Annotated in this window: 16 protein-coding genes; all 16 read left to right on the forward strand. The window is 70.4% G+C overall.

Annotated features, from left to right (window positions below; genetic code table 11):
* The first annotated feature begins 290 nt into the window (after positions 1–290).
* The 16 genes from ABZ899_RS24485 to ABZ899_RS24560 all read left to right on the forward strand — a co-directional run bounded on the left by ABZ899_RS24485 (position 291) and on the right by ABZ899_RS24560 (position 19,739).
* Positions 291–3,053 carry a hypothetical protein gene (locus ABZ899_RS24485; RefSeq protein ID WP_361349914.1) on the forward strand — a complete coding sequence of 921 codons (2,763 nt, stop codon included), beginning with the start codon at positions 291–293 and terminating at the stop codon, positions 3,051–3,053.
* 35 nt (positions 3,054–3,088) lie between these two features.
* The gene (locus ABZ899_RS24490; protein ID WP_361349916.1) at positions 3,089–4,201 is read left to right on the forward strand and encodes a bifunctional lytic transglycosylase/C40 family peptidase; all 1,113 of its coding nucleotides are present in this window, start codon (positions 3,089–3,091) and stop codon (positions 4,199–4,201) included.
* A 266-nt stretch (positions 4,202–4,467) separates the two neighbouring features.
* Entirely contained in the window at positions 4,468–4,866 is a 399-nt protein-coding gene (locus ABZ899_RS24495; protein ID WP_361349919.1) for a hypothetical protein, read from the forward strand.
* Positions 4,842–7,469, forward strand: coding sequence for an ATP/GTP-binding protein (locus ABZ899_RS24500; protein WP_361349922.1), 2,628 nt, complete (start codon positions 4,842–4,844; stop codon positions 7,467–7,469). Before ABZ899_RS24495 ends, ABZ899_RS24500 begins: the two co-directional genes overlap by 25 nt.
* 798 nt (positions 7,470–8,267) lie before the next feature.
* Positions 8,268–8,744, forward strand: a complete 477-nt coding sequence (locus ABZ899_RS24505; protein ID WP_361349925.1) for a secreted protein/lipoprotein — start codon at positions 8,268–8,270, stop codon at positions 8,742–8,744.
* Entirely contained in the window at positions 8,738–9,619 is an 882-nt protein-coding gene (locus ABZ899_RS24510) for an ATP/GTP-binding protein (RefSeq protein ID WP_361349928.1), read from the forward strand. The genes ABZ899_RS24505 and ABZ899_RS24510 overlap by 7 nt, the downstream gene beginning before the upstream one ends.
* A 75-nt stretch (positions 9,620–9,694) precedes the next feature.
* Positions 9,695–10,339 (forward strand): SAF domain-containing protein, encoded by a 645-nt coding sequence (locus ABZ899_RS24515; RefSeq protein ID WP_361350045.1) that lies wholly within the window; start codon positions 9,695–9,697, stop codon positions 10,337–10,339.
* The gene (locus tag ABZ899_RS24520; RefSeq protein WP_361349931.1) at positions 10,339–11,166 is read left to right on the forward strand and encodes a hypothetical protein; all 828 of its coding nucleotides are present in this window, start codon (positions 10,339–10,341) and stop codon (positions 11,164–11,166) included. The genes ABZ899_RS24515 and ABZ899_RS24520 overlap by 1 nt, the downstream gene beginning before the upstream one ends.
* Positions 11,156–12,643, forward strand: coding sequence for a CpaF/VirB11 family protein (locus ABZ899_RS24525; RefSeq protein ID WP_361349933.1), 1,488 nt, complete (start codon positions 11,156–11,158; stop codon positions 12,641–12,643). Before ABZ899_RS24520 ends, ABZ899_RS24525 begins: the two co-directional genes overlap by 11 nt.
* Positions 12,640–13,593: a type II secretion system F family protein gene (locus ABZ899_RS24530; RefSeq protein WP_361349936.1), complete on the forward strand. Its 954-nt coding sequence runs from the start codon at positions 12,640–12,642 to the stop codon at positions 13,591–13,593. The genes ABZ899_RS24525 and ABZ899_RS24530 overlap by 4 nt, the downstream gene beginning before the upstream one ends.
* The gene (locus ABZ899_RS24535; RefSeq protein ID WP_361349939.1) at positions 13,590–14,474 is read left to right on the forward strand and encodes a type II secretion system F family protein; all 885 of its coding nucleotides are present in this window, start codon (positions 13,590–13,592) and stop codon (positions 14,472–14,474) included. Before ABZ899_RS24530 ends, ABZ899_RS24535 begins: the two co-directional genes overlap by 4 nt.
* 205 nt (positions 14,475–14,679) lie before the next feature.
* Positions 14,680–14,841, forward strand: a complete 162-nt coding sequence (locus ABZ899_RS24540) for a hypothetical protein (RefSeq protein ID WP_361349942.1) — start codon at positions 14,680–14,682, stop codon at positions 14,839–14,841.
* Positions 14,842–14,909: 68 nt separating this feature from the next.
* Positions 14,910–15,257 carry a TadE family protein gene (locus tag ABZ899_RS24545; RefSeq protein WP_361350047.1) on the forward strand — a complete coding sequence of 116 codons (348 nt, stop codon included), beginning with the start codon at positions 14,910–14,912 and terminating at the stop codon, positions 15,255–15,257.
* Positions 15,258–15,271: 14 nt separating this feature from the next.
* A complete protein-coding gene (locus tag ABZ899_RS24550) occupies positions 15,272–15,715 on the forward strand; it encodes a TadE/TadG family type IV pilus assembly protein (RefSeq protein ID WP_361349945.1) in 444 nt (147 codons plus the stop codon).
* A 14-nt stretch (positions 15,716–15,729) separates the two neighbouring features.
* Entirely contained in the window at positions 15,730–16,161 is a 432-nt protein-coding gene (locus tag ABZ899_RS24555) for a pilus assembly protein TadG-related protein (protein WP_361349948.1), read from the forward strand.
* Entirely contained in the window at positions 16,161–19,739 is a 3,579-nt protein-coding gene (locus ABZ899_RS24560; RefSeq protein WP_361349951.1) for a hypothetical protein, read from the forward strand. The genes ABZ899_RS24555 and ABZ899_RS24560 overlap by 1 nt, the downstream gene beginning before the upstream one ends.
* Positions 19,740–19,805: the final 66 nt, after the last annotated feature.

A 19,805-nucleotide genomic window follows, 5' to 3' on the forward strand; every position in this document is an offset into this window, starting at 1 on the left:
GGAGCGGACCAGCCTTCGCCTCCGGCAGCCGCACGGCACCACATACCAGGACTCCTGCACCGTGACCATTGGCGAGGCCAGGGAGTACACCGAGCGCGCCGCCACCCCCACCACCTCCGCTGAGCACCAGGACATGGCCCATGCAGCAGGGGGGCAGGGAAGCACACGTGCCGGCGCAGCATTGAGGCCGCGGACCACAGGTGCCGGTGCAACGTGGGGGCCGGCCGCCGGTGCCGTCGCCCTAGTGGTGTGGCGGCTGCGGTCCGGCGCCGGGCGAAGGCGGCGCTGACGTGTTCCGCCCGGACCCCGCGAGGCTGCGCTCGGCCGGTTCCGTCGTGCTGCTGACCGGTGTGTTCCTGATGGTGAACAGCCAAGTCGTGTACGCGGCCGCCAATAGCAGCGAGACCACGGACCTGCTCGCCCCGCTGAACATCACCTCCTCCGAGGGAGTGCCGATCGACGGGTACGAACTCAACGCCTCCGGCGGCTCCATCGTCGCCTTCAAGAGGCAGGCCCTGGCCTTCGCGCTCAGCGGTCTGTTCACCCTGATCCGGCTACTGGTGGGGCTGGCCGGGTGGGCGATCGAGGTGGCCTTCCGGTTTCCGCTGCTGAAGATCCTCACCCGCCCCGCGCAGACAGCCGCCGATACCTACGACGCCGTGGTGGTCGACACCCTGGGGCTGAAGGGGCTGCTGCTGGCGTGGGCGTTCGTCTTCGCCGCTTTCATGATCGTACGCGGGCGGATCGGCCGTGGTCTGGGCGAAATCTTCCTCACCCTGCTCATCGGGGCGATCGCCGCCTCGGCCCTCATCCGCCCCGACACCCTGCTCGGCACAGACGGCCCTTTAGGCCAAGCCCAGCAGGTGGCCGCCCGGGTCGCCCGAGACAGCGTCAACTCGCACGACTGGGGCGGCAAACTCGCCAGCCACGACCCCTGTGCCGACATGGCCGGCAACGCCGAGATCATCTGCCTGCAACGTGAAGGGCAAGGACCCGTCTCCTCGACAGAGGTGGCCCGCCCCATCCAGGACTCGATCACCAACGCTGTGATCGTCAAGCCGTACATGCTCCTGCAGTACGGGCGCATCCTCGACCCCGCCAAGACGTCCGACCGCAAGGCCTACGCCATCCACCTGAAGTGGGTCACCGGCAGGTACCTGCCCGCCTCCGGCAGCCGGGGAGCCACGAAGGACTCCTGTGAGGGGATCAAGGGACCCGCCAAGGCGTACTGCGAGCAGGACGGCGACGGGCCGACGCCGATCGGCGGCACCGATCTGCCGGACCTCACACCCGGAGGGCAGCTCCTGGATGCCTCCCATGCGATCGTCACCGACGAGGACCAGGCGTTCGCCGCGTTCCTCGCCGACATGAAGAAGGCCGGCCCGGTCGGCAAGTCCTGCGCCGCCTACGCCGAAAAGCCCACCTGGTGGCGCCTGGGCGGCGCCTTTCTGCTGCTGATCGCCGCCCTGTTCATCTGCGGCATGCTGCTGTCCAGCGCGATCGTGCTGGTCGCAACCCAGGGCGTCTGCGCTGCCGCCGCAGCCGTCGGCGGCGTCACCTTCATCGCGGCCATGCTGCCCGGTCCCCCGCGCCAGAGCGTGTGGAAGTGGCTGTCCCTGTGGGGCATCGCCGTCCTGGCCGTGGTCGGTGTCTGTGCGTTCATCCCGTTCTTCGGGATTGCCGTCGACGCCACCATCACCGACGGCCCGCAGTTGATGGTGGAGCGGATCCTGCTCATCGACGTCCTCGCCATCGCCGGCGCGGCCGGACACCGCCGGCTGCTGACCGGTATCACCGCCTTCGGCCGGCGGATGGCCCTGCGGATGCGCTACGCCAAGGTCGGCGGCACCCACATGCCCGGCGACACCTCCGAGCTCGGCGCCGCGCTCGCCCTGAACTCCCCCGCCACGATGAGCGGATACGGCGCAGGGCTGCGCACCCTCACCCGCGGGGGCGGCGGCAGATTCGGCATGCTCGGCACCCGGCAGCGGCTGATGGGGGCACTCACCTCGGTCTTCGACGGCGCAGGCATGCCCGTGGACACCGGCCGTGTCCTCGCCGATGCCACCGCCGAAGCCCGGCGCGGCCTGGCCCCGCTCACCGCGGCCACGGCCGTTGGAGGGCTGGGCGCACGGCTCGGCGCCAAGGGCGCCCACTGGCTGCTGATCGGCCGCCGCCCGGACAACGAGCAGCTGGCCAAGTGGCGTAAGCCCACCCCCGAAAGCGACCCCGACACAGGCGCGGGCGGATACGGGGGCGGGGGTGGTCCGTCGGGCGGCGGGGACGGTGGTTCAGGCCGCGGTACAGGGCCGCACCGGCCCTCAGGGCCGGCCGACCGGTACCGCAATACCCAAGGACAGGTCGTCGACCGCACCACCGGACAGGTCCTGCACGACCAGAACAGCGATCGCCCACTGCTGTCGACCCGGGCCCACAACCGGCTCGTCCGATTCCGCGGGTACCGCATCCTCAACCGCAGCGGCAGAGCCGCGTACGGGGTGACGGCCGGTCTTCCGGCAGGCGTCCGGCGAGCCCGGTCACAGGGCTCGCGCTACTCCCAGGACGCCCGCCAGCAAGTGCGGGTATGGGGCAACACCATCCGCGAGGACGGCAGGGCCTGGACTGACACCGGGCGCCACATGGCTGGTGTCCTGCGGGAGAACAGCGACAACGGCGGACCCGGCCCCTTCGCCGGCCGCCGCCTGCCCACCACAGCCACACCCGCGCCCTCCCCCCGCCCGGCAACGCCTGCGCCTCTCCCACCCTCCCGCCGTGCGTCAGGTGGCAGCTCTGCTCCCGCCCGCCCCGCTCCCCCGACCGGCGGCTCCGCAGCACCTTCGCTTTCGGGGCTCCCACGCCGAGACGGGGCTGCGCCGCGGCCGCGGCCCGATCCCGGCGGGACCGTTCTCCCCGGGGGCGGAGGTGCTCGGGGCCGGACCCGTGAAGAAGCGCGGGCCCGGATGCAGGAGCTGATGCGGCGCACAGCCCCCGACGCCGAACGTCTGCGTCAACAGCGGGCGCGGCGGCACGACCAGGACGGTGACGACGGATGAAGCCGCCGGGTCGCCGGGTGCGGCGGTGGGGATGCATGGTGGCGCTGCTGATGTTCGCCGCCGTGTGCTGCGCCGCGCCGGTGGGCAACGCGTTCAGCGCGTACGTCGCACTGGAGGCGGGTGCACAGGACGGCACCGGAATCGCCGGCGGCGGCAGCGCCGCCGGCATCCCTGCCCGGATGCTGACCGCCTACAAGAACGCGGTCCAGCAGGTCGGAAAGTACTCGCCAAGGTGTCAGGGCATGCGCTGGCCGATCCTCGCCGGGATCGCCAAGGCCGAATCCAACCACGCCGTCGGACGGAACATCTCCGCAGGCGGCGACATCCGCCCGAAGATCTACGGAGTACTCCTCAACGGGTCCGGCCAGGGCGGCAACACCACTGTCTTCCCCGACACGGACGGCGGCACATGGGACGGCATCGCGAACGGGGAGCGCGCCGTCGGCCCCTTCCAGTTCCTGCCCTCCACGTGGGAGCGGATCGGCAGGGACGCAGGCGGCGACAGGACCGCCGACCCGCACAACGCTGACGACGCCGCCCTCGGCGCGGCGATCTACCTGTGCGGAGACGGTCGTGATCTGACGAAGCGGTCGCAGCTGAAGGCCGCGATCTGGCAGTACAACCACTCCAGCGAGTACGTCGCCGACGTTGTGGGGTGGATCGATCAGTACACGGTGGCCGCTACGAACCCGGGTCTGAAGGACGTCACGGGAAAGGTCCGCACCGTCATCGAGGCTGCGCTGTCCCAGCGGGGTGTCCCGTACTCGTGGGGCGGCGGCGACAGAAGCGGCGCGTCGTACGGGATCTGCTGCTCGCCCAGCGGCAAGAGCGGCGCGCGTATCAAGGGCTTCGACTGCTCGGGGCTGACCACCTACGCGTACGCCACGGCCGAAATCCACCTGCCACGCACCGCGGCCGCCCAGGCCGGAGCCGGCCGGCGCATCCCCGCCGGCCTCGGCACCGGCGCCCTCAAGCCCGGTGACCTCGTCTTCTACGCCACCGCACCCGGACGCAATTCAACGATCTACCACGTCGGGATCTACCTGGGCGGCGGGCAGATGGTGAACGCCCCGCGTCCAGGCGCCGTGGTGCGCCTGGACGCCGTCCACGCGATGTCCGGCTATGCGGGAGGTGCACGGCTGCTATGACCACCACCTCGCGCTCGCCGCGCCTGCTGCTATTCAGTACGGTCCTGCTCACCGTCGCAGGTGTGGCTCTGCTGAGTGTGCCGGCCGGAGGGGAGGCGTCGACTCCGGGGACGGCGTCGTCCGCACAGGGCGGCGTGGATGCCTCCTCCGCGCCCGCTCCCACGGATGTCTCGTCGGCGGTTGCCCCGCCTCCCGCCGACGGACCTCACCCCGGCACGGCTGCCTCCCCGACGCACGCCGTGCCGGCGCCGTCCGTGGTATCAGCTGTGCCTGCACACGGCGAGGGGGTGGCGGGCGACCGGGTCGTCCAGCAGAACCTGGAGGCGGCCTGGCCCGCTGACCTTCCCGCCGACGACGAGCGGGAGCTGCTCGCCGCCGGTCGGGCGCTGCTGCGTGCGGACGCCACCGGGACTGGCCGCGCGAAGTGGCCTTCGGTCTTCGACGACTCCGGCTACGCGGTGGCCCCGGCGTTCGCCACCGCACGCTTCCGCATCCAGGCCGCGATCGCCCGGCGTGACGGCAGACGCAACAAGGCGGTGGTGCATCTGGTGTGGGCAGGCCAGGACCGCGGCGGCACCTTCACCGACCTGCGCATCACCGACTGGTTCTTCACCCGCACGAACAAGAAAGGAGCAGCGACGTGGACTGCGCAGCCCCCTACCTGACAGACCCGGCCGATCACCTGGCCGCAGGTCAGGTCATCGGCGTGGTCTCCGGCCTGGCCGACGCCGCCGCCTGGCTCTACGACCACTGGTACCTGCCGGCCCTGGCCATGGCGGTGGCCTGGGGGGTCTGCGAGATGGTGGTGCGCCGGCTGGCGGCGCGCGCCTCGGCTGAACGGATGGCCCTGGAGCTGGTGGCCAGCCGGCACTTCGACCCCGGCCTGGAGGAGATCTTCCGCCGCGGCGTCCAGCTCGCCCGCGCTTCCACAGCGATGCCCTGGTGGGCACCCCGCCGGGCCAAGGCCGTGCAGATCCGGCTGCGCTCCGACGGCTCCAGCCCGCTGCGCTACCGGATCGAGGGCCCGGCCGGCGGCCAGCGACTGCTGTCCATCACGCCTTTCGGGCCGGACGTCACGGTCAACCGGGCCCGGCCGATCGCCGACAAGCCACGGACACACACCGTCCGCGCGGAGTTCGTCCTGCGCGGCAAGCCGACCGCCCCACTGCGCGAGGTCCCCCTCATCCCCGACCCGCTGCAGCCGCTCGTCGACGCCGTCGCCGACCTACGCGCAGAACTCGGCGACCTCGCCGAGATCAGACTCGACATCCATCGCGCCCCCAAATGGGCGCTGCGGGCACGCCGGACTCAGTTGATGAGTGCCGCCCGCCGGGCGGAGCACCGGGAGGCCCAGCGGGCCGCACGCTGGCTGCGGCGCGATGCCGGCGGCATCGAGGACTCCCTGACCTGGCAGCTGCAGCAGCTGCTCAGCGACAAGCCCGCCGCGGGCACCGGACGGCGGCTGGTGATGCCGCCGGTACCCCGCCGGGTCGAGCCAGCCGAGGCACTGGGCAAGCTCGCCGACGACGACCACCTGGTGCGGGTGCAGCTGCTGGTCATGTGCGCCTCGAACACCGAGGGCCGCGCCCAAGCCCGGCTCGCCCAACTCCAAGCCAGCCTCGACGTGTTCGGTGGCCGCTCGAGGTGGGCCATGCGTGGATGGCAGCTGGGACCCTGGCGGATCGGCGCCGACCACTGGCCCACCAGACGCGGGTTCGAACGCCGGTGGGATCTGGGGCACTGCCAGCCGCCCCGCGCCAACTGGGTGCGCCTGGAAGAGCTGACGGGCCTGCTCAAGCCACCCACCATGCACTGCCGTCTGCCGGTGCTCGCCGCGGACCTACCGACGTTCCAGTTCGGCGATCCGAGGCTGCTGCTGCAGGGGATCTACCGGGGCCCGGACGGCCGCGAGCGCCTGGTCGCCACCTACGCCGAGGAGACCCTGTTCGAGGTAGGGGTGGGCAAGGCCGGCGGCGGCAAGACCGAGCGGGCATTGGCGCAGGCGATCGGCTGGGCTCATGCCGGGGGCGGATTGCTGTTCGTCGACCCCCACCGAGACTCCTGGCCCCGCGCCACCCCGTTCCTCGCGCACGAGGCCGTCATGCCGCGGATCGCGCTCATCGATCTCAACGCCCTCGGCACCAACCCGTACTTGAGTTCGTGGAATCCGCTCGCCATGCACCACGGGCAGGCGGCGCACGAGGTCGTCGAGGGCATCACCGACGCCTACACCACCGCACTGGCCTGGGACGATGCGACCGCACCCCGGGCGATCACCATCCTCACCGCCGCGCTGGCCGTCCTGATCGCCGTCAACGAGGCCGCCTGCCAGGCCAGCCGCCCCGAGGACCAGGCCACGATCTTCCACATCAGGGCACTGCTGACGGATCCCGCGTTCCGCACGGCAGCGCTCGCCGCAGTCACCGACCGTCTCAACGAGGAGACCCGCTCTTGGTGGCAGGTGGTCTTCCCGACCTTGCCGGCGGACGCGTTCGCCGTGGTCCTCAACCCAATCGCCCGGCTGGCCGCCAACCCCGTCACACGCGCCTTCCTCGGCCAGTCGACCGGCGTCTACGACATCCGCGCCGCGATGGACTCCCGGATGGTCGTCTGGGTCTGCCCAGGCGGCAACGGCCCCACCGACCGGCTGGTGACCGCCCTACTCGCCCGAGACCTGCTACGGGCCGTGCGCTCCCGGCGAGACATTCCCGAAGGCAGGCGCGTGCCGTTCCGCCCCTACTTCGACGAACTGATTACCCTGACAGGCGCGGCGCCAGAGACCATCGCCGCCATGTTCGAGGACTTCCGCAAGTACAGGTGCCACGTCCACGGCATGACCCAACTGCTGGCACGCCTGCCGTCACCGGTGCGGCTGTCCCTGATGCAGAACGCATCCACACTGGCCACCACCGCCGGGTCCAAATCCGCGATCGCCCCCATCACCGCCGAGTGGGGCGATGACCCAAGCCCGGACCGAGTAGCCACCATGCAGCGGTTCGAGCACTACGTGTCCCTGAACGTCCACGGACGCCGAATAGGGCCCGTCCAGCTGCGCGGACCCCACCTCGACGCCATCTTCGCCGCCCAGGCACGCCCACGGCAGGTTCCCGCCCTGGAACAGGCCGCCCTCACGAACGCCGGAGCACTTCCCCTTCATCAGCTCACCCAGCGCGCAGCCGAACAGATCGGCCGCGTCGCCGCCTTCCTCACCCAGCACTCCCTCGCCACCCCCGCCCCCGGACCTGCGGCGAACAAGGAGTACGAGTGACCCCCACCCAGCCACGCGACCGCAGCTCCCCCTCCCCCGGACGTGATCCGGACAGACGCAGCCTTGCAACTCCATCCGGAAACCCCTTGAAATTTGCTCACGCGAACATCTACGTTACTTCCTGCAACAGGAGCTCCACCCGTAAAGCTCCTCAGTCGTGTGCGGACGTTGGGGGACGTCACATGCCTCAGACGCTTGGTGAAGTTCGCAGTGCGGAACCGATGCCGGGTGAGAGTGGCCCATCCGGGCGCGGCCATCACGCACCTCGGGAGCGCTGTGTGATCCAGCGGAGCAGCGACCTCAACGTCACCCACCCGGGCGTGACGCGCGGCCACTACCCGTGATCGGCGCGCACCCTCTACGGCGACCGGTCACGGTGTGGCCCCGTGCCCGGCAGCAGGCATGAGGCGCACCCAGCCCTCCTGCAGGTGTGCGGGCGCGGCGAGCGAAGACACGGAGCCACACATCGACATCCACTTCCGGAAGTGATCGGAAGCGACTCAAGCGGTGCGAGTGAACTGAGAAATGGAGCTGGGAAGTTGACTACATATGCGTAACCTTGCGATCACGCAAACGCGTCACCGCAGCCGGACCAGGCCGCGGAACTGGACTGCTGCCTGTCGGCGGCTCCGGCAGCGGTCATGTCGTACCGCGCCGCGGGGAGGCATCGTGAAACGTCGCGTAAACATACCTCGTTCCTCTGTTCACTTTCGAAAGGTCGCCGCCTTCACCATCGCCCTGTGCGCTGCGCTTGCTCTGACCGCGTGCAGCTCATCCGCCGGGAAGAAGTATGAGGGGGTGAGCGAATCACCGCGTGTCACGCAGTCTTCTACTGCATCTGCCACCGCTGACGCGGAGGACACGGTGAAGAAGGAAGCGATCGCCACGTATCGGTCCTACTGGCGGGAGATGGAGAAGCTCTACGGGGACCGGAACGGAAAGAGCGCGCACCTTGATCAGTTCGCCGCAGCGGCTGCCTTGACGAACGCCGAGACAGACGCCAAGCGCTCTCACGACCGCGGCAACATCAACACCGGCAGCGTCGCGCTCACCGACCAGATGATCACCGAAGTGAAAGTCACGGGCAAGATTCCCAACGCGACCGTCAGCAGTTGCCTGGACATTTCCAAGTGGCAGACCGTCGACGCCGAGACCAAGAAGCCGGTGTCCCTCCCGGCAAACCGGCTGACGAAGTATCGGATTCTCAGCATCGTCGAGAAGTACCCGGAGGGGTGGCGCGTCACCAGCGATGAGCCCCAAGGGAAGTCATGCTGACGCGTCGCATCGCCATGACCGCAGCAACCGTCCTGGTCACGCTCTCCATCCCCGTGACCAGCCACGCGAAGGACGGCCCCGACGGCGACAGCGGTATCAACTGCACCCTGTATACCTGTGAGGTCGAGGTCAACGTTCCCGGCCAGGGCGGCGGCCAAGCAGGGAGTAGCGAGAGTACGGGCGGGACAGGTGCAAGCGGCTCGTCTGACGATGACGACACCGATAAAGCGGTCTGCACATACAAACTCGCAGACCCGCAGCCACCAGCCGCCAGCGCGGACTGGGACGGCCACAAGCCCGGTGACGGGGCCGTGTACGAGCAGACATGCGGTTGGGGGGACGTCGACGGGAACACCATCGTTCGGCTGGTGTGGCTGGCTGATCCGCCCGAGCAAGAGGCGGTCGACCCGGCTGTCCTGGCACAGCGAGCAGTCGACTCGATGACGCTGCTTGGCCCGGACATCGCAAGCCCCCGCAGGTCCGGGAAGTACACCGTGGGTGTTCCGATGTGGATGTGGGTTAACCAGAGCGCCACGACCTACGGGCCCAACACCGCCTCGGCGTCGGCGGGCGGAATCACGGTCACGGCGACCGCGAAGGTGTCGAAGATCGTGTGGCAGATGGGGGATGGCGCCAGCGTGACGTGCAACGGCCCCGGTACCCCCTACACATCGACCGAGGGCATGGCCCCGTCGCCGACCTGCGGACATGTGTACTCCAAGACCTCGGCCGGTGCCCAGGGCGGCAGGTTCCCGGTGACCGCGACCTCGACTTGGACGATCGACTGGCAGGGCGGCGGGCAGGCCGGCCAGCTCACCGAGGTCCGGCAGACCAACGTGCAGGTGGCGGTCGGCGAAGTCCAAGTCGTCAGGTAGAGCCACCGGAAGGACGGAACGGTGAGCAAGACCCAATTAGACACAGCTCCGAATGGCGTCCCCCAGAAGGAAAGGGTGAGTGGGCCCGTACGTCCGCCCCGTGTGTCGGCCCGGAGGCGACGACCAGGCGTCATCGCCCTGTCGCTGGCGCTGATCGCCGCCGGGGGCGCCGGAGTTGCTGTGCTCCTGCTGCAGGTTGGCGACCGCACCGATGTGGTGACCGTGGTCCGCGACGTCCAGGTCGGTCAGGTCCTCACCGAGGACGACCTGGGCAAGGCATCCATCGCCCTGGACCCGGCCGTCAAGGCGGTGCGCTCGAAGGACCTGAATTCGGTGGTTGGCAGGCGGGCCGCCGTGGAGCTCAAGCCCGGTTCCTTGCTCGCCCCCTCGCAGGTGACGAAGGACTCGCTGGTGAAGACGGGTGAGCAGCTGGTGCCGATCGGGTTGGAGCCCAAGCAGATTCCGGCCACCGAGCTGGTGCCGGGCCAGAGGGTTCAGTTGGTGCACGTCCCGGCGCAGGGAACGGCGGATACCGGTAAGGCGTCCGAGGCTGCTGCGCCGACCATCGAGGGCCGGGTGGTGAAGGCGTCTGATGCCGCCCCGGGTACGGGAATCGTGGTCGTCGATGTCGCGACGTCCGCCGCTGACGGTCCCACGGCCGCCGTGTGGGAGGCGGCCGGTTCTTTGCACCTGGTCCTCGCGGCCGCGGACGGCAGCTGATGACTGTGATCGCGCTCGCCGGCTGCAGTGGGGCGCCCGGGGTGACGACGAGCGCGCTCGCGCTGTTGTTGTCGTGGCCGCTGGAGGCGGGCCGGCGGATGGTCCTGGCTGAGTGTGACCCGGATGGTGGTGCCGTCCTGCACGGGCTGCTGCAGGGCACGCTCGGTGACCGATACGGGCTGCGCAACCTCTCGGTCGCCGCCCGCAAGGGCGAGTTCAGCGACGCCTTCTGGCGGCAGCTGATCGACCTGAGCAGCGAGGACAGTACGAAGGAGTCACCACGCGATCGGCTGCTGCTGCCGGGCATCACCGACCCCTCGCAGTCGGCGAGCCTGGGTCAGGTGTGGAAGATCCTCGCGCAGATGTTCCGCGGCATCGAGGCCGAGAGCGGCCATGACGTTCTCATCGACCTCGGCCGCTGCGGCGCGTTCGGGCCCTGCGGGGTTTTGGCTGAGCAGGCAGACGCCACGTTCGTGGTGGTTCGCAACACCCTGCGCTGCCTGCAGGCAGCCGAAGGGCGGGTGCGCGCACTGGAAGAGCGCGTCGGAGAGGTCAGCGTGCTGATGATCGACGAGGGCCCGTACCCCGCGGGTGAGGTGCAGCGGGTGTTGCAGGTGCCGGTGATCGCCACCCTGCCGTATGTGCCGAAGGAGGCGCGTGTGCTGTCCGACGGCATCGAGCAGCCGCGCCACTTCACCAGGTCTGCGCTGATGAAGGCCGCCCGAGCGGGCAGCACGCTGCTCCTCCAGCGGGCCGCCATGCGCCGGGCCCGCCTCGATCCACGCGCACCTTACGCGGCGGGCGGGGAGGTGACTCGTGCGAGCTAAGCCCCTGCATCCCGATCCCACGGTGGCGCCGCTGCCACGGCAAAGGGAGGACGAGAGCGGCGGTGCGATGGCACCGGCCGGTGCCGCCTCGAGTACTCAGGTGCTCGGCGCGGCGGCTCCTGACGTCGCTGTCGACTACCGGGTGGCCCGGGACATTGCCTCCCAGGTCGCCAGGCAGCGAGAGGAGCTGCTCAAGACCAAGCCCGATATGGACCGGGCGAGCGAAGAGCAGCGCTGTCTGAATTGGATCGCTGAGGCGGTCGCGTTGTGGTCGGACGCTCAGGCGATGACGCCGCGGGAGGACGAGGCGCTGCGGCGTGCTGTGTATGACCTGCTCTTTCGGGCTGGCCGCCTGCAGCCGTATCTGGATGATGAGCGGGTCGAGGACATCATCATCCAGGGCCCGCACGAGGTGTGGCTCGACTACGGCGAGGGTGAGCGCCGCCGGGTCGGTCCGATCGCCGAGTCGGAAGAGGAACTGCTGGAGCTGCTGCGGGAGTTGGCCCGGGGATCCGGGCACAGTGAGCGGAGCATCTCCACCGCGAGCCCCACTCTCGCCCTGTCCCTCGAGGACGGCTCCCGCCTGCAGGCCGTAACCGGGCTCGGACCGATGACGTATGCGGTCATCCGCCGACACCGGGTCTCGCACGCGAACCTCGACGACCTGGTCCGCCTGGGCACCATCGACCCGATTCTGCGCGAGTTCCTCGGCGCCGCCGTGCGCGCGGAGAAGAACATCATGATCGCGGGGAAGCAGAAGGCCGGGAAGACCACGCTCATGCGGGCGATGCTCAAGGAGTTCGACCCCGAGTGCCGGTTCGCGACCATCCAGACCGAGGACGAGCTGTTCGCCCACGCCAACGGCTACCACAAGCAGGTCGTCTCTCTGGTGGGGCGGGAGTCCAACGGGGAGAAGGACGTCACCGGGCGCGGCGCCGGTGAGGTCACGCTCCTGGATTTGATGCATCCCGCGCTGCGGATGTCGTTGGAGCGGATCGTGGTCGGCGAGGTCCGCGGGCCCGAAGTCGTCGCCATGATGCAGGCGCTGACGAACGGCTCCGGCGGCAACCTGTGCACCATCCATGCGCGGCGGCCGGACATCGTCTTCGACCGGATCGCCGAGCTGTACGCGCTCGCCCAGGAGAACCTCTCGGAGCAGCTCGCCTACCGGCAGACCGCCAACGGCCTGGACTTCATCGTGTACGTCGACATGGCGGACGAAACCCGGATCGGCGGCCGCCGCCACCGCTACGTCTCCCACGTGTTGGAACTGACCGGGATCGGCGAGATGGGACGGCCGGCCACGAACGAGGTCTTCTCGCCCGGCCGCGAGTGGGGGGAGCTGCGGGCGGTGCCGCGGATGGACCCGGGCTGTATCGACGACCTGCGCCGCGTCGGCTTCGATTCCTCGCTGCTGCAGGAGTCCTACGGGGCCTGGCCGGCGCCGCTGCCGTTGAAGGTGGGGGTGAGTCGATGACGCTGCTGTGGGGGTTGCTGTGCGGCATGGCGGTGGTCGGCGGGCTGCTCGGTGTCGTGGCCGGTGCCGTGGGCACCACGGCACCGCGCCGGGCTCCGCTGCTCCAGCGCTGGCAGGCGTCGCTGCGCGGCGGCAAGAGCCAGAGCGAGGACGCCCGGTTGCGGCGCCGCACCCTCGCCGTCGCGGCCGTCGTGGTGTTGGTCGCCGTGTGGCTGGTCTCGGGGAACTTCGTCGGCGGTGCGCTGCTCGGCGCGGCTGTCGTCGGTGTGCCCTGGCTGATCGGCCCGGCGCGGACGGCGCAGGACCGCATCGGCCGGCTGGAGGCGCTGTCGGAGTGGACGCAGCGGCTGGCCGGACTGCTGCGGCTGGGTATGGGCCTGGAGCAGGCGATGATCACCGGCCGTCAAGGGGCGCCGGGCGAACTCGCCCCACAGATCATCAACCTGTCCGACCGGCTGCGCCTGGGCTGGCGGCCGGAAGGGGCCCTTCGCGCGTTCGCTGAGGAACTCGACGACGTCACCGCCGACAAGGTGACCGCGGCGCTGATCCTGTCGGTCAACGACCGCGGGCCGGGCCTGGCTCAGGCCTTGGAGGATCTTTCGGGCACGGTCCGGGACGAGGTCGCGCGCAAGCGTGCCATCGAGGCGGACCGGGCGAAGCCGCGGACCACCGTGCGGTGGATGACCATCATCACGGTGGGCGTGGTGGGGGCCGGGTTCTTCGTGCCCAGCTACACGAAGCCGTACTCCACCTTCCTGGGGCAGCTCGTGCTCGCCTTCCTGACGGCCGGGTTCGTCGGCGTGCTCGCCCTGATGCGGCAGTTGGGCTCCTTCCGCCGCATCCCCCGATTCCTGGTCGCCGACCCGACGAGCACCGTCCGGCTGCCTGGGCCCGCGCAGGAGCCGGACCTGACGGTTGCCGTCCGTGAGCCGGGAGGAACCGCGTCGTGAACCTGATCCCCGTCGTGGTGACCGGCGGCACGCTCGGCGCCGGCGTCGCCCTGCTGATCCGGGAACTCCTGCAGCCCCAGCCCGCCTTGGCACCGGCCCTCAAACGCAGTGCCCCGGCCGCGTTGACGATGGACGAGCCGGACCTGGACCGCGAGGAGATCTGGGGGAGGTGGTTGCTGGCCCGTCTCGAGCGGCTTTGGGGCGTGAGGGTGCCCGCGACGAACCTGGCCCTGCTCGGGCAGGGGCCGGGCCAGTTCATGCTGAAGAAGGTCGCGCTCGCCGCGCTGGGATTGTTCTGCCCGGTGATGGCGACGATCCCGTGGATCATCGCCGGGGTGGGCCTGCCGTTCTACGTGCCCGCCGGCGTCGGGCTCGTCGCCGCCGTGCTGCTGTTCATCACGCCCGATCTCGCCGTACGCGACCAGGCCAAGCGCGCCCGCGAGGAGTTCGCGCACGCCCTGTCCGCCTACCTCGACCTGGTCGCCCTCAAGCGTGCCGCCGACTCGGGCCCCGCCGAGGCCTTGGAGAAGGCCGCCGAGGTCGGCAGGGGCTGGCCGTTCCGGTATCTGCAGGGCGCGCTGCGTCGGTCACGGTTGGAGAAGATCCCGCCCTATCAAGCGCTTACGGAACTCGCCCACACCTACGACCTGCCGGTCCTGGACGACGTCGCCGACATCATGCGCGGCTCAGCCACGGACGGCGCCGCCGTCTACAAGGCGCTCCGCGCCCGCACCGCGGCCCTCAATGCCGAACTCCTGGCCCATCAGGCCGCCGAGGCGAACGCGGCCAGCGAAAAGATGACCGCGCCGGGAGCCCTGCTGGCCGTCCTGGTGATGCTGCTGATGGCCTTTCCCGCCGTGATCCGCATGCTCACCGTCTGAAAGACCACACCGTCTCGTCTCACGCTGAAGAGGAGTAGGGAACATGAGGCACACCGCAGCCCGCACCCGCCGCGCTGCACGCTGGGCAGCCACACTCCCGCGCACCGGCCCAACCATCGTGTCGTCACAAGGGCCGGGATGGGGCGGCCGAGCAGGCCGTGCCCGGGCGCGCGCCGGCAGGGTCGTCCTGCGGGTGACCGCGCGCGTGCAGAAGGGCCTTCAGGAGGCCGCCCGCCGGCCGGACCGCGGCGACGTCTCCATCACGACCGTCATCATCTGGGTGGCCGCCGTCACCGGCGCCGTGCTGGTCGCCGGAACGATCGCCGTCGTGATCGCCAAGTACAACGCCAGGCTCAACGGGCTGTGATCGAGCGGCTGAGCACCTGGTGGCGGGGGCGCAGATGGGCCGACGACCGCGGGGACAGCAGCATCCAGATGGCGATCATCTTCCCGTTCGTGCTGCTCGCCACGGTCGCCGTCATCCAGGCGTCCATGTGGTACTACGCGCGGCAGATCGCCGTGACCGCCGCCCGCGAAGGCGCCACCGCTGCGCGTGCCTACCAGTCGAGTCCGGCAGACGGTGCGGCCCAGGCGCGGGCGGTACTCGCACGCACCGCCGGGGACAGCCTGAGCGGCTACAGCGTGTCCGCCAGCAGCGACGGGCAGCGTGTACGGGTTGAGGTGTCCGGCACGGCCCTGTCGATGATCCCGGGTCTGCCGGGCCTTTCGGTCACGCAGTCGGCGTCCGGCCCGGTGGAGCGCTGGACCGTCCCCGGGGGGTGAAGCACATGCCGGACATGGCCCGCACGGCCCACAGGTTGCGCAGCGATGAGGGCAGTGCCGCGATCGAAGCGGCCATCATCCTCCCCGCGCTGATCATCCTCCTGTGCCTGGCCATCGCCGGCGGCCGCCTCGTCACCTCCGGGGCGAAAATCGACGCGGCAGCCCAGGACGCGGCCCGGGAAGCATCCCTCCACCGCACCGCGGCCGCAGCCCACACGGCCGCACAAGCCGCAGCCGCCCAGTCCCTCGACGACCAGGGCATCACCTGCGCGTCGACATCCGTACGCATCGACACCGGCGGCCTGAGCGTGCCCGTCGGGCAGGTCGGCACCATCACCGCGACTGTGACCTGCACGGTCAATCTCTCCGACCTGCTGCTGCCGGGCGTCCCCGGGGTCAAGACGCTCACCTCGACGGCGACCTCGGTAGTGGACCAGTACAGACAGCGAGGCGGCTGATGATCCTTCAACGGATGCGGCAGGCCCGCGGTGACGACCGGGGCGGCGTTACCGTGTTCGTCGCCGTGTGCGTGGTCGCGCTGCTCGGCATCATCGGCGTCGCCGTGGACGGCGGCAGCACGATGCGCGCCACCGAACGCGCCGACTACATCGCAGGCGAGGCCGCCCGGGCCGGAGGGCAGGCCATCGAGGCCGCCGAAGCCATCAACGGCACCGCGATCACCGTCGATCCCCAAGCGGCTGCCGCGGCGGCGCAGGCCTACCTGAGTTCCGCCGGCGCCACCGGAACGGTCAGCGTGTCCGGCGACGGCAAGACCCTCGAGGTCACTGTCACCGGCTCCTACGACACGAAGTTCCTGTCGGCGGTCGGCATCAGCTCCCTGTCCGTGACCGGTCGCGGCACGGCAACCCTCCTGCACGGCGTCACCGCTCCCGAAGGACACTGATGCACACCACCACCCGCTCCCCCGCCACAGCGGCAGGCCACACCCTGGGCCGTGTCCTCAAAGCCACGCTGAGCCTGATCACCTTGACCGTCGCGATCGCCGGGCTGCCGCTGCTGCTGGCCTGGGCCACCCCCCTCATCTGGGCTGCCACCCATGACGACCTCACCCACCTGCTGGACCGGCAGGACACCGGAAGCGTCTTTCTGCTGGTGCTTGTCGCGGTGGGCTGGACCGGGTGGGCACAGTTCAGCTACTGCACGGTACGCGAGCTGGTCGCGCAGCTGAGGGGCCGCACCTGGCACGCCCCGCGAGGCATGAGCGCCTCACAACGCGCCGCGGCCCTGCTGATCGGCAGCATCCTGGTGCTCCTGCCCACGAGCTCGGCGTTGGCCTCAGAAGCCCAGGCCGCACCCGCCCCCACGGCGGGACGCGTGCCGGGCCACACGGTCCAGGTTTCGCAGGAAACCGCCCCAGCCGACCAGGCGACACCCGCACCCCCCGCGAGCACGCCGGCATCGCGTACGTACACGGTGCGCGAGATGCGGCCGGCGCAAAGCTTGTGGGCCATCGCCGAACACGAGTTGGGGGATGGCGAGCGATGGCGGGAGATCGCCGATCTCAACGAGGGACGGACGATGGCCGACGGCACCATCTTCCAGACGAACAGCTTCCTACGGCCCGGCTGGCAGCTTCGGATGCCCGAGACCGCTACGGCCGCCGGAGATGCCCGTACTCAGCTCGGGGACAGCGCCCGGCCGGCTGACGACGGGGGCGGGCACGTCGTCACGGTCCACCCCGGCGATTACCTGTCGAAGATCGCAGAGACGGAGCTCGGCGACGGCGACGACTGGCCGCAGCTGTTCGAGGCCAGCCGCGGCAAGCCGCAGCCGCACGGACTGCCCGAGATCACCGACCCCGACGTCATCCACCCAGGGCAGCAGGTCACCGTGCCCGATACCCATTCCGATCAGCCTTCGCAAGGCCAGGGTCACGGTGAGGAATCCGGCAGCGAGCACCCCACTCCCCCGGCCACCCAGAACCCTGACGACACGCAAAACCCGGGCGGCAGCACCGGCGATGTGCCAGCGCCCGCGCCCAGCCAGACCGCCACGCAGAACCCTGACCACACGCGGACTCCGGGCGGCAGCACAGGGGCCACACCCGCACCCGCGCCCGGCCAGACGCAGGCGCCCGCACCGCAGTCGTCGGCGCCCGGCGCGCCGTCCAGTCGCCCGGCCGAGCAGCCTGGGCAGGACCAGTCCTCACCGTCCGCTGCCGCGTCCGCGACACCCGAGGCCACCGCTGGCGCCTCGGGCTCTGCCGCCACACCGTCGGAGCCAGCCGAACCCTCCGGTTCCGCTACCTCCTCCCCCGCCACCACGATGTCCGAGCCCCCGGCGACAGCTCCGGCCGGCAGCCCGCTGAACCTGCACACCCTGCTCGGGGCCGGCGCGCTGCTCGCCGCCGCCATCACCGGCGCCCTCGCCCTGCGCAGAACCTTGCAGCGCCGACGCCGCAAGCCGGGCGAGAAGATCGCCATCGCAGCCGAGACGTCCCCGGCAGAAGCACAGTTGGCGGCAGCCGCCGAGCCCGCCAGTGCCGCCCGCCTGGACCTGGCGCTGCGGACCCTGGCCCACCAGGTAGCCCTCCAGGAAGGGGACGCCGGACTCCTGCCGCCGATGCGGGCCGCCCGCATCGGGGCCCGCGCCATAGAGGTGCTACCCGAGGACCTCGCCGCAGAGCCGCAGCCACCCTTCGTCCCCGGCAAGGACGGCTGGTGGCTCCTGCCCCCCAACGCAGTCTTCATGGACGAGGAAGCCGCCCGCGACGTGCCCGCACCGTACCCGGGACTAGTCACCATCGGCATGACCGAGACGAGCGACCTGCTGCTGCTCAACCTCCCCCAGATGCCCGCGCTGCTGCTGGACGGCAACCCGGTCCATATCACCGAGGTGTGCACCTCGATCGCCCTCGAGCTCGCCATGAGCCCGTGGGCGAGCGACGTCGAAGTCGTCACCCTAGGGTTCGGCCACGACCTACCACAGCTGCTGCCCACCGCACGGATCACCCACATGCGCCAGCCCGCGCACGCGCTGCGCGACCTGAGCGAACGCCTGTTAGAAGCACACCAGATACCCGAAACCCGGCACCAGCCGTATCTACTGCTGTGCGCGACCTCCTTGGACGAGGACACCGCCTGGCAATTCGCCGACCTGCTCTCTCGAGCCGGGACGGTGCCCGTCACTCTGATCGCCGCCGCGACGACAGCAGCTGCCCACTTCCCCGAGGCGGAGATCCTCAACGCCTCGCTCAGCGGCCCGCAGATGCTCGAATTCACCGGCACCGACATCACCGTGCAGCGCCTGGAGCACACCGCCTACCTCCAGATCACCACCGCGCTGAAGGTGTCCGCCCAGCCACCCCACCCCGCCGAAGGCCCCTGGCAGGACGTCCCGGACGAGCTCGACAGCACGCGCCAGCCCGAGCACGCGTCGCCGCCGCCGTCCGCGCCCACAGCCCCTGCCGCGGCAGGGGCTGCCGCCTCGGTCCCGTCACCGGCGGCAGCAACGGACGTGAACCGCGAGGTCTTCCCAGCCCTGCTGGGCGCTGGCACCGATCCCTCCCGGCTCCATCTCCCAGCCCCCACCGCATCCTCGACCCCGCACGACGACGAAACCGGACCGGGCGCCGAAGCAGCGCTGGCTGCGGCCTGGGCGTCACCGGCCGCCGCGGACCCCACCAATACGGCAATGGCGACCGAGGCTGACGCCACAGGGGCGGGCCTCGAGGAGCCCGCGATACCAGAAGAGGGCGAGGCGCCAGACCTGCACGCCCCGGAAATCCGGGTGCTGGGGCCACTCGAGGTGACAGGCGTGGACAGCACCGGCCATGGCCCCAAAATGGCACAGCTCGCCGCCCTGCTGTACTTCCGGCCCGGCCGCAGCGCGGACACGCTGTGTGTCGACATGGACCCCGCCAGCCCTTGGTCGACCAGCACCCTCAACGCCCGCATGCAAGGCCTGCGCAGCTGCCTTGGCAGCGACCCATCCGGCCACCCCTACGTGCCGCGCCGCAAAGCACGCGAAGACCCTTACCGGCTCACCCCCACCGTGCGCTGCGACTGGACCCGCTTCCTCCACCTCACCGAACCCGCACTACAGCAGGGCACCTCCGGCCTGACCGACCTGGAAAAAGCACTTGCACTGGTCCGCGGCAAGCCGTTCGGCGGCCGGCCGCTGCCCTGGGCCGAACCCCACGCCCAGGAAATGACTACCCGGATCATCGACGTCGCCCACACCGTGGCCACCCACCGCATCCCCCCAGGCCCTCACCACGACCTGACCGCCGCCCGCCAAGCCGTCGCCACCGGCCTCGACACCGACCCCACAGCCGAACTCCTCTACCGCGACTGGATGCGCCTCGAAGCCGCACGCAACAACCGCACCGGACTCCACACCGCCATCACCCGCATCCAACACATCAACCGAAGCCTCGGCTGCTCACTCGAAGCAGAAACCACCCAACTCATCAACCAACTCCTCAACCACCCGAACACAGCGGAAAACAAGGCCCGTTAGTAGAGCTTTTCTGTCACCAGAAACGAACGTCGAGAACCTGAGGTCTCCGGGTGCTGTCCCTGGACG

Source organism: Streptomyces sp. NPDC046859, assembly GCF_040645135.1.
GTDB lineage: Bacteria > Actinomycetota > Actinomycetes > Streptomycetales > Streptomycetaceae > Streptomyces.

Coding starts and splice junctions, on each gene's coding strand:
- ABZ899_RS24490 (WP_361349916.1), top strand. CDS start 3,089: ATGGTGGCGCTGCTGATGTTCGCCGCCGTGTGCTGCGCCGCGCCGGTG.
- ABZ899_RS24510 (WP_361349928.1), top strand. CDS start 8,738: ATGCTGACGCGTCGCATCGCCATGACCGCAGCAACCGTCCTGGTCACG.
- ABZ899_RS24520 (WP_361349931.1), top strand. CDS start 10,339: ATGACTGTGATCGCGCTCGCCGGCTGCAGTGGGGCGCCCGGGGTGACG.
- ABZ899_RS24530 (WP_361349936.1), top strand. CDS start 12,640: ATGACGCTGCTGTGGGGGTTGCTGTGCGGCATGGCGGTGGTCGGCGGG.
- ABZ899_RS24545 (WP_361350047.1), top strand. CDS start 14,910: ATGGCGATCATCTTCCCGTTCGTGCTGCTCGCCACGGTCGCCGTCATC.
- ABZ899_RS24550 (WP_361349945.1), top strand. CDS start 15,272: ATGGCCCGCACGGCCCACAGGTTGCGCAGCGATGAGGGCAGTGCCGCG.
- ABZ899_RS24555 (WP_361349948.1), top strand. CDS start 15,730: ATGCGGCAGGCCCGCGGTGACGACCGGGGCGGCGTTACCGTGTTCGTC.
- ABZ899_RS24560 (WP_361349951.1), top strand. CDS start 16,161: ATGCACACCACCACCCGCTCCCCCGCCACAGCGGCAGGCCACACCCTG.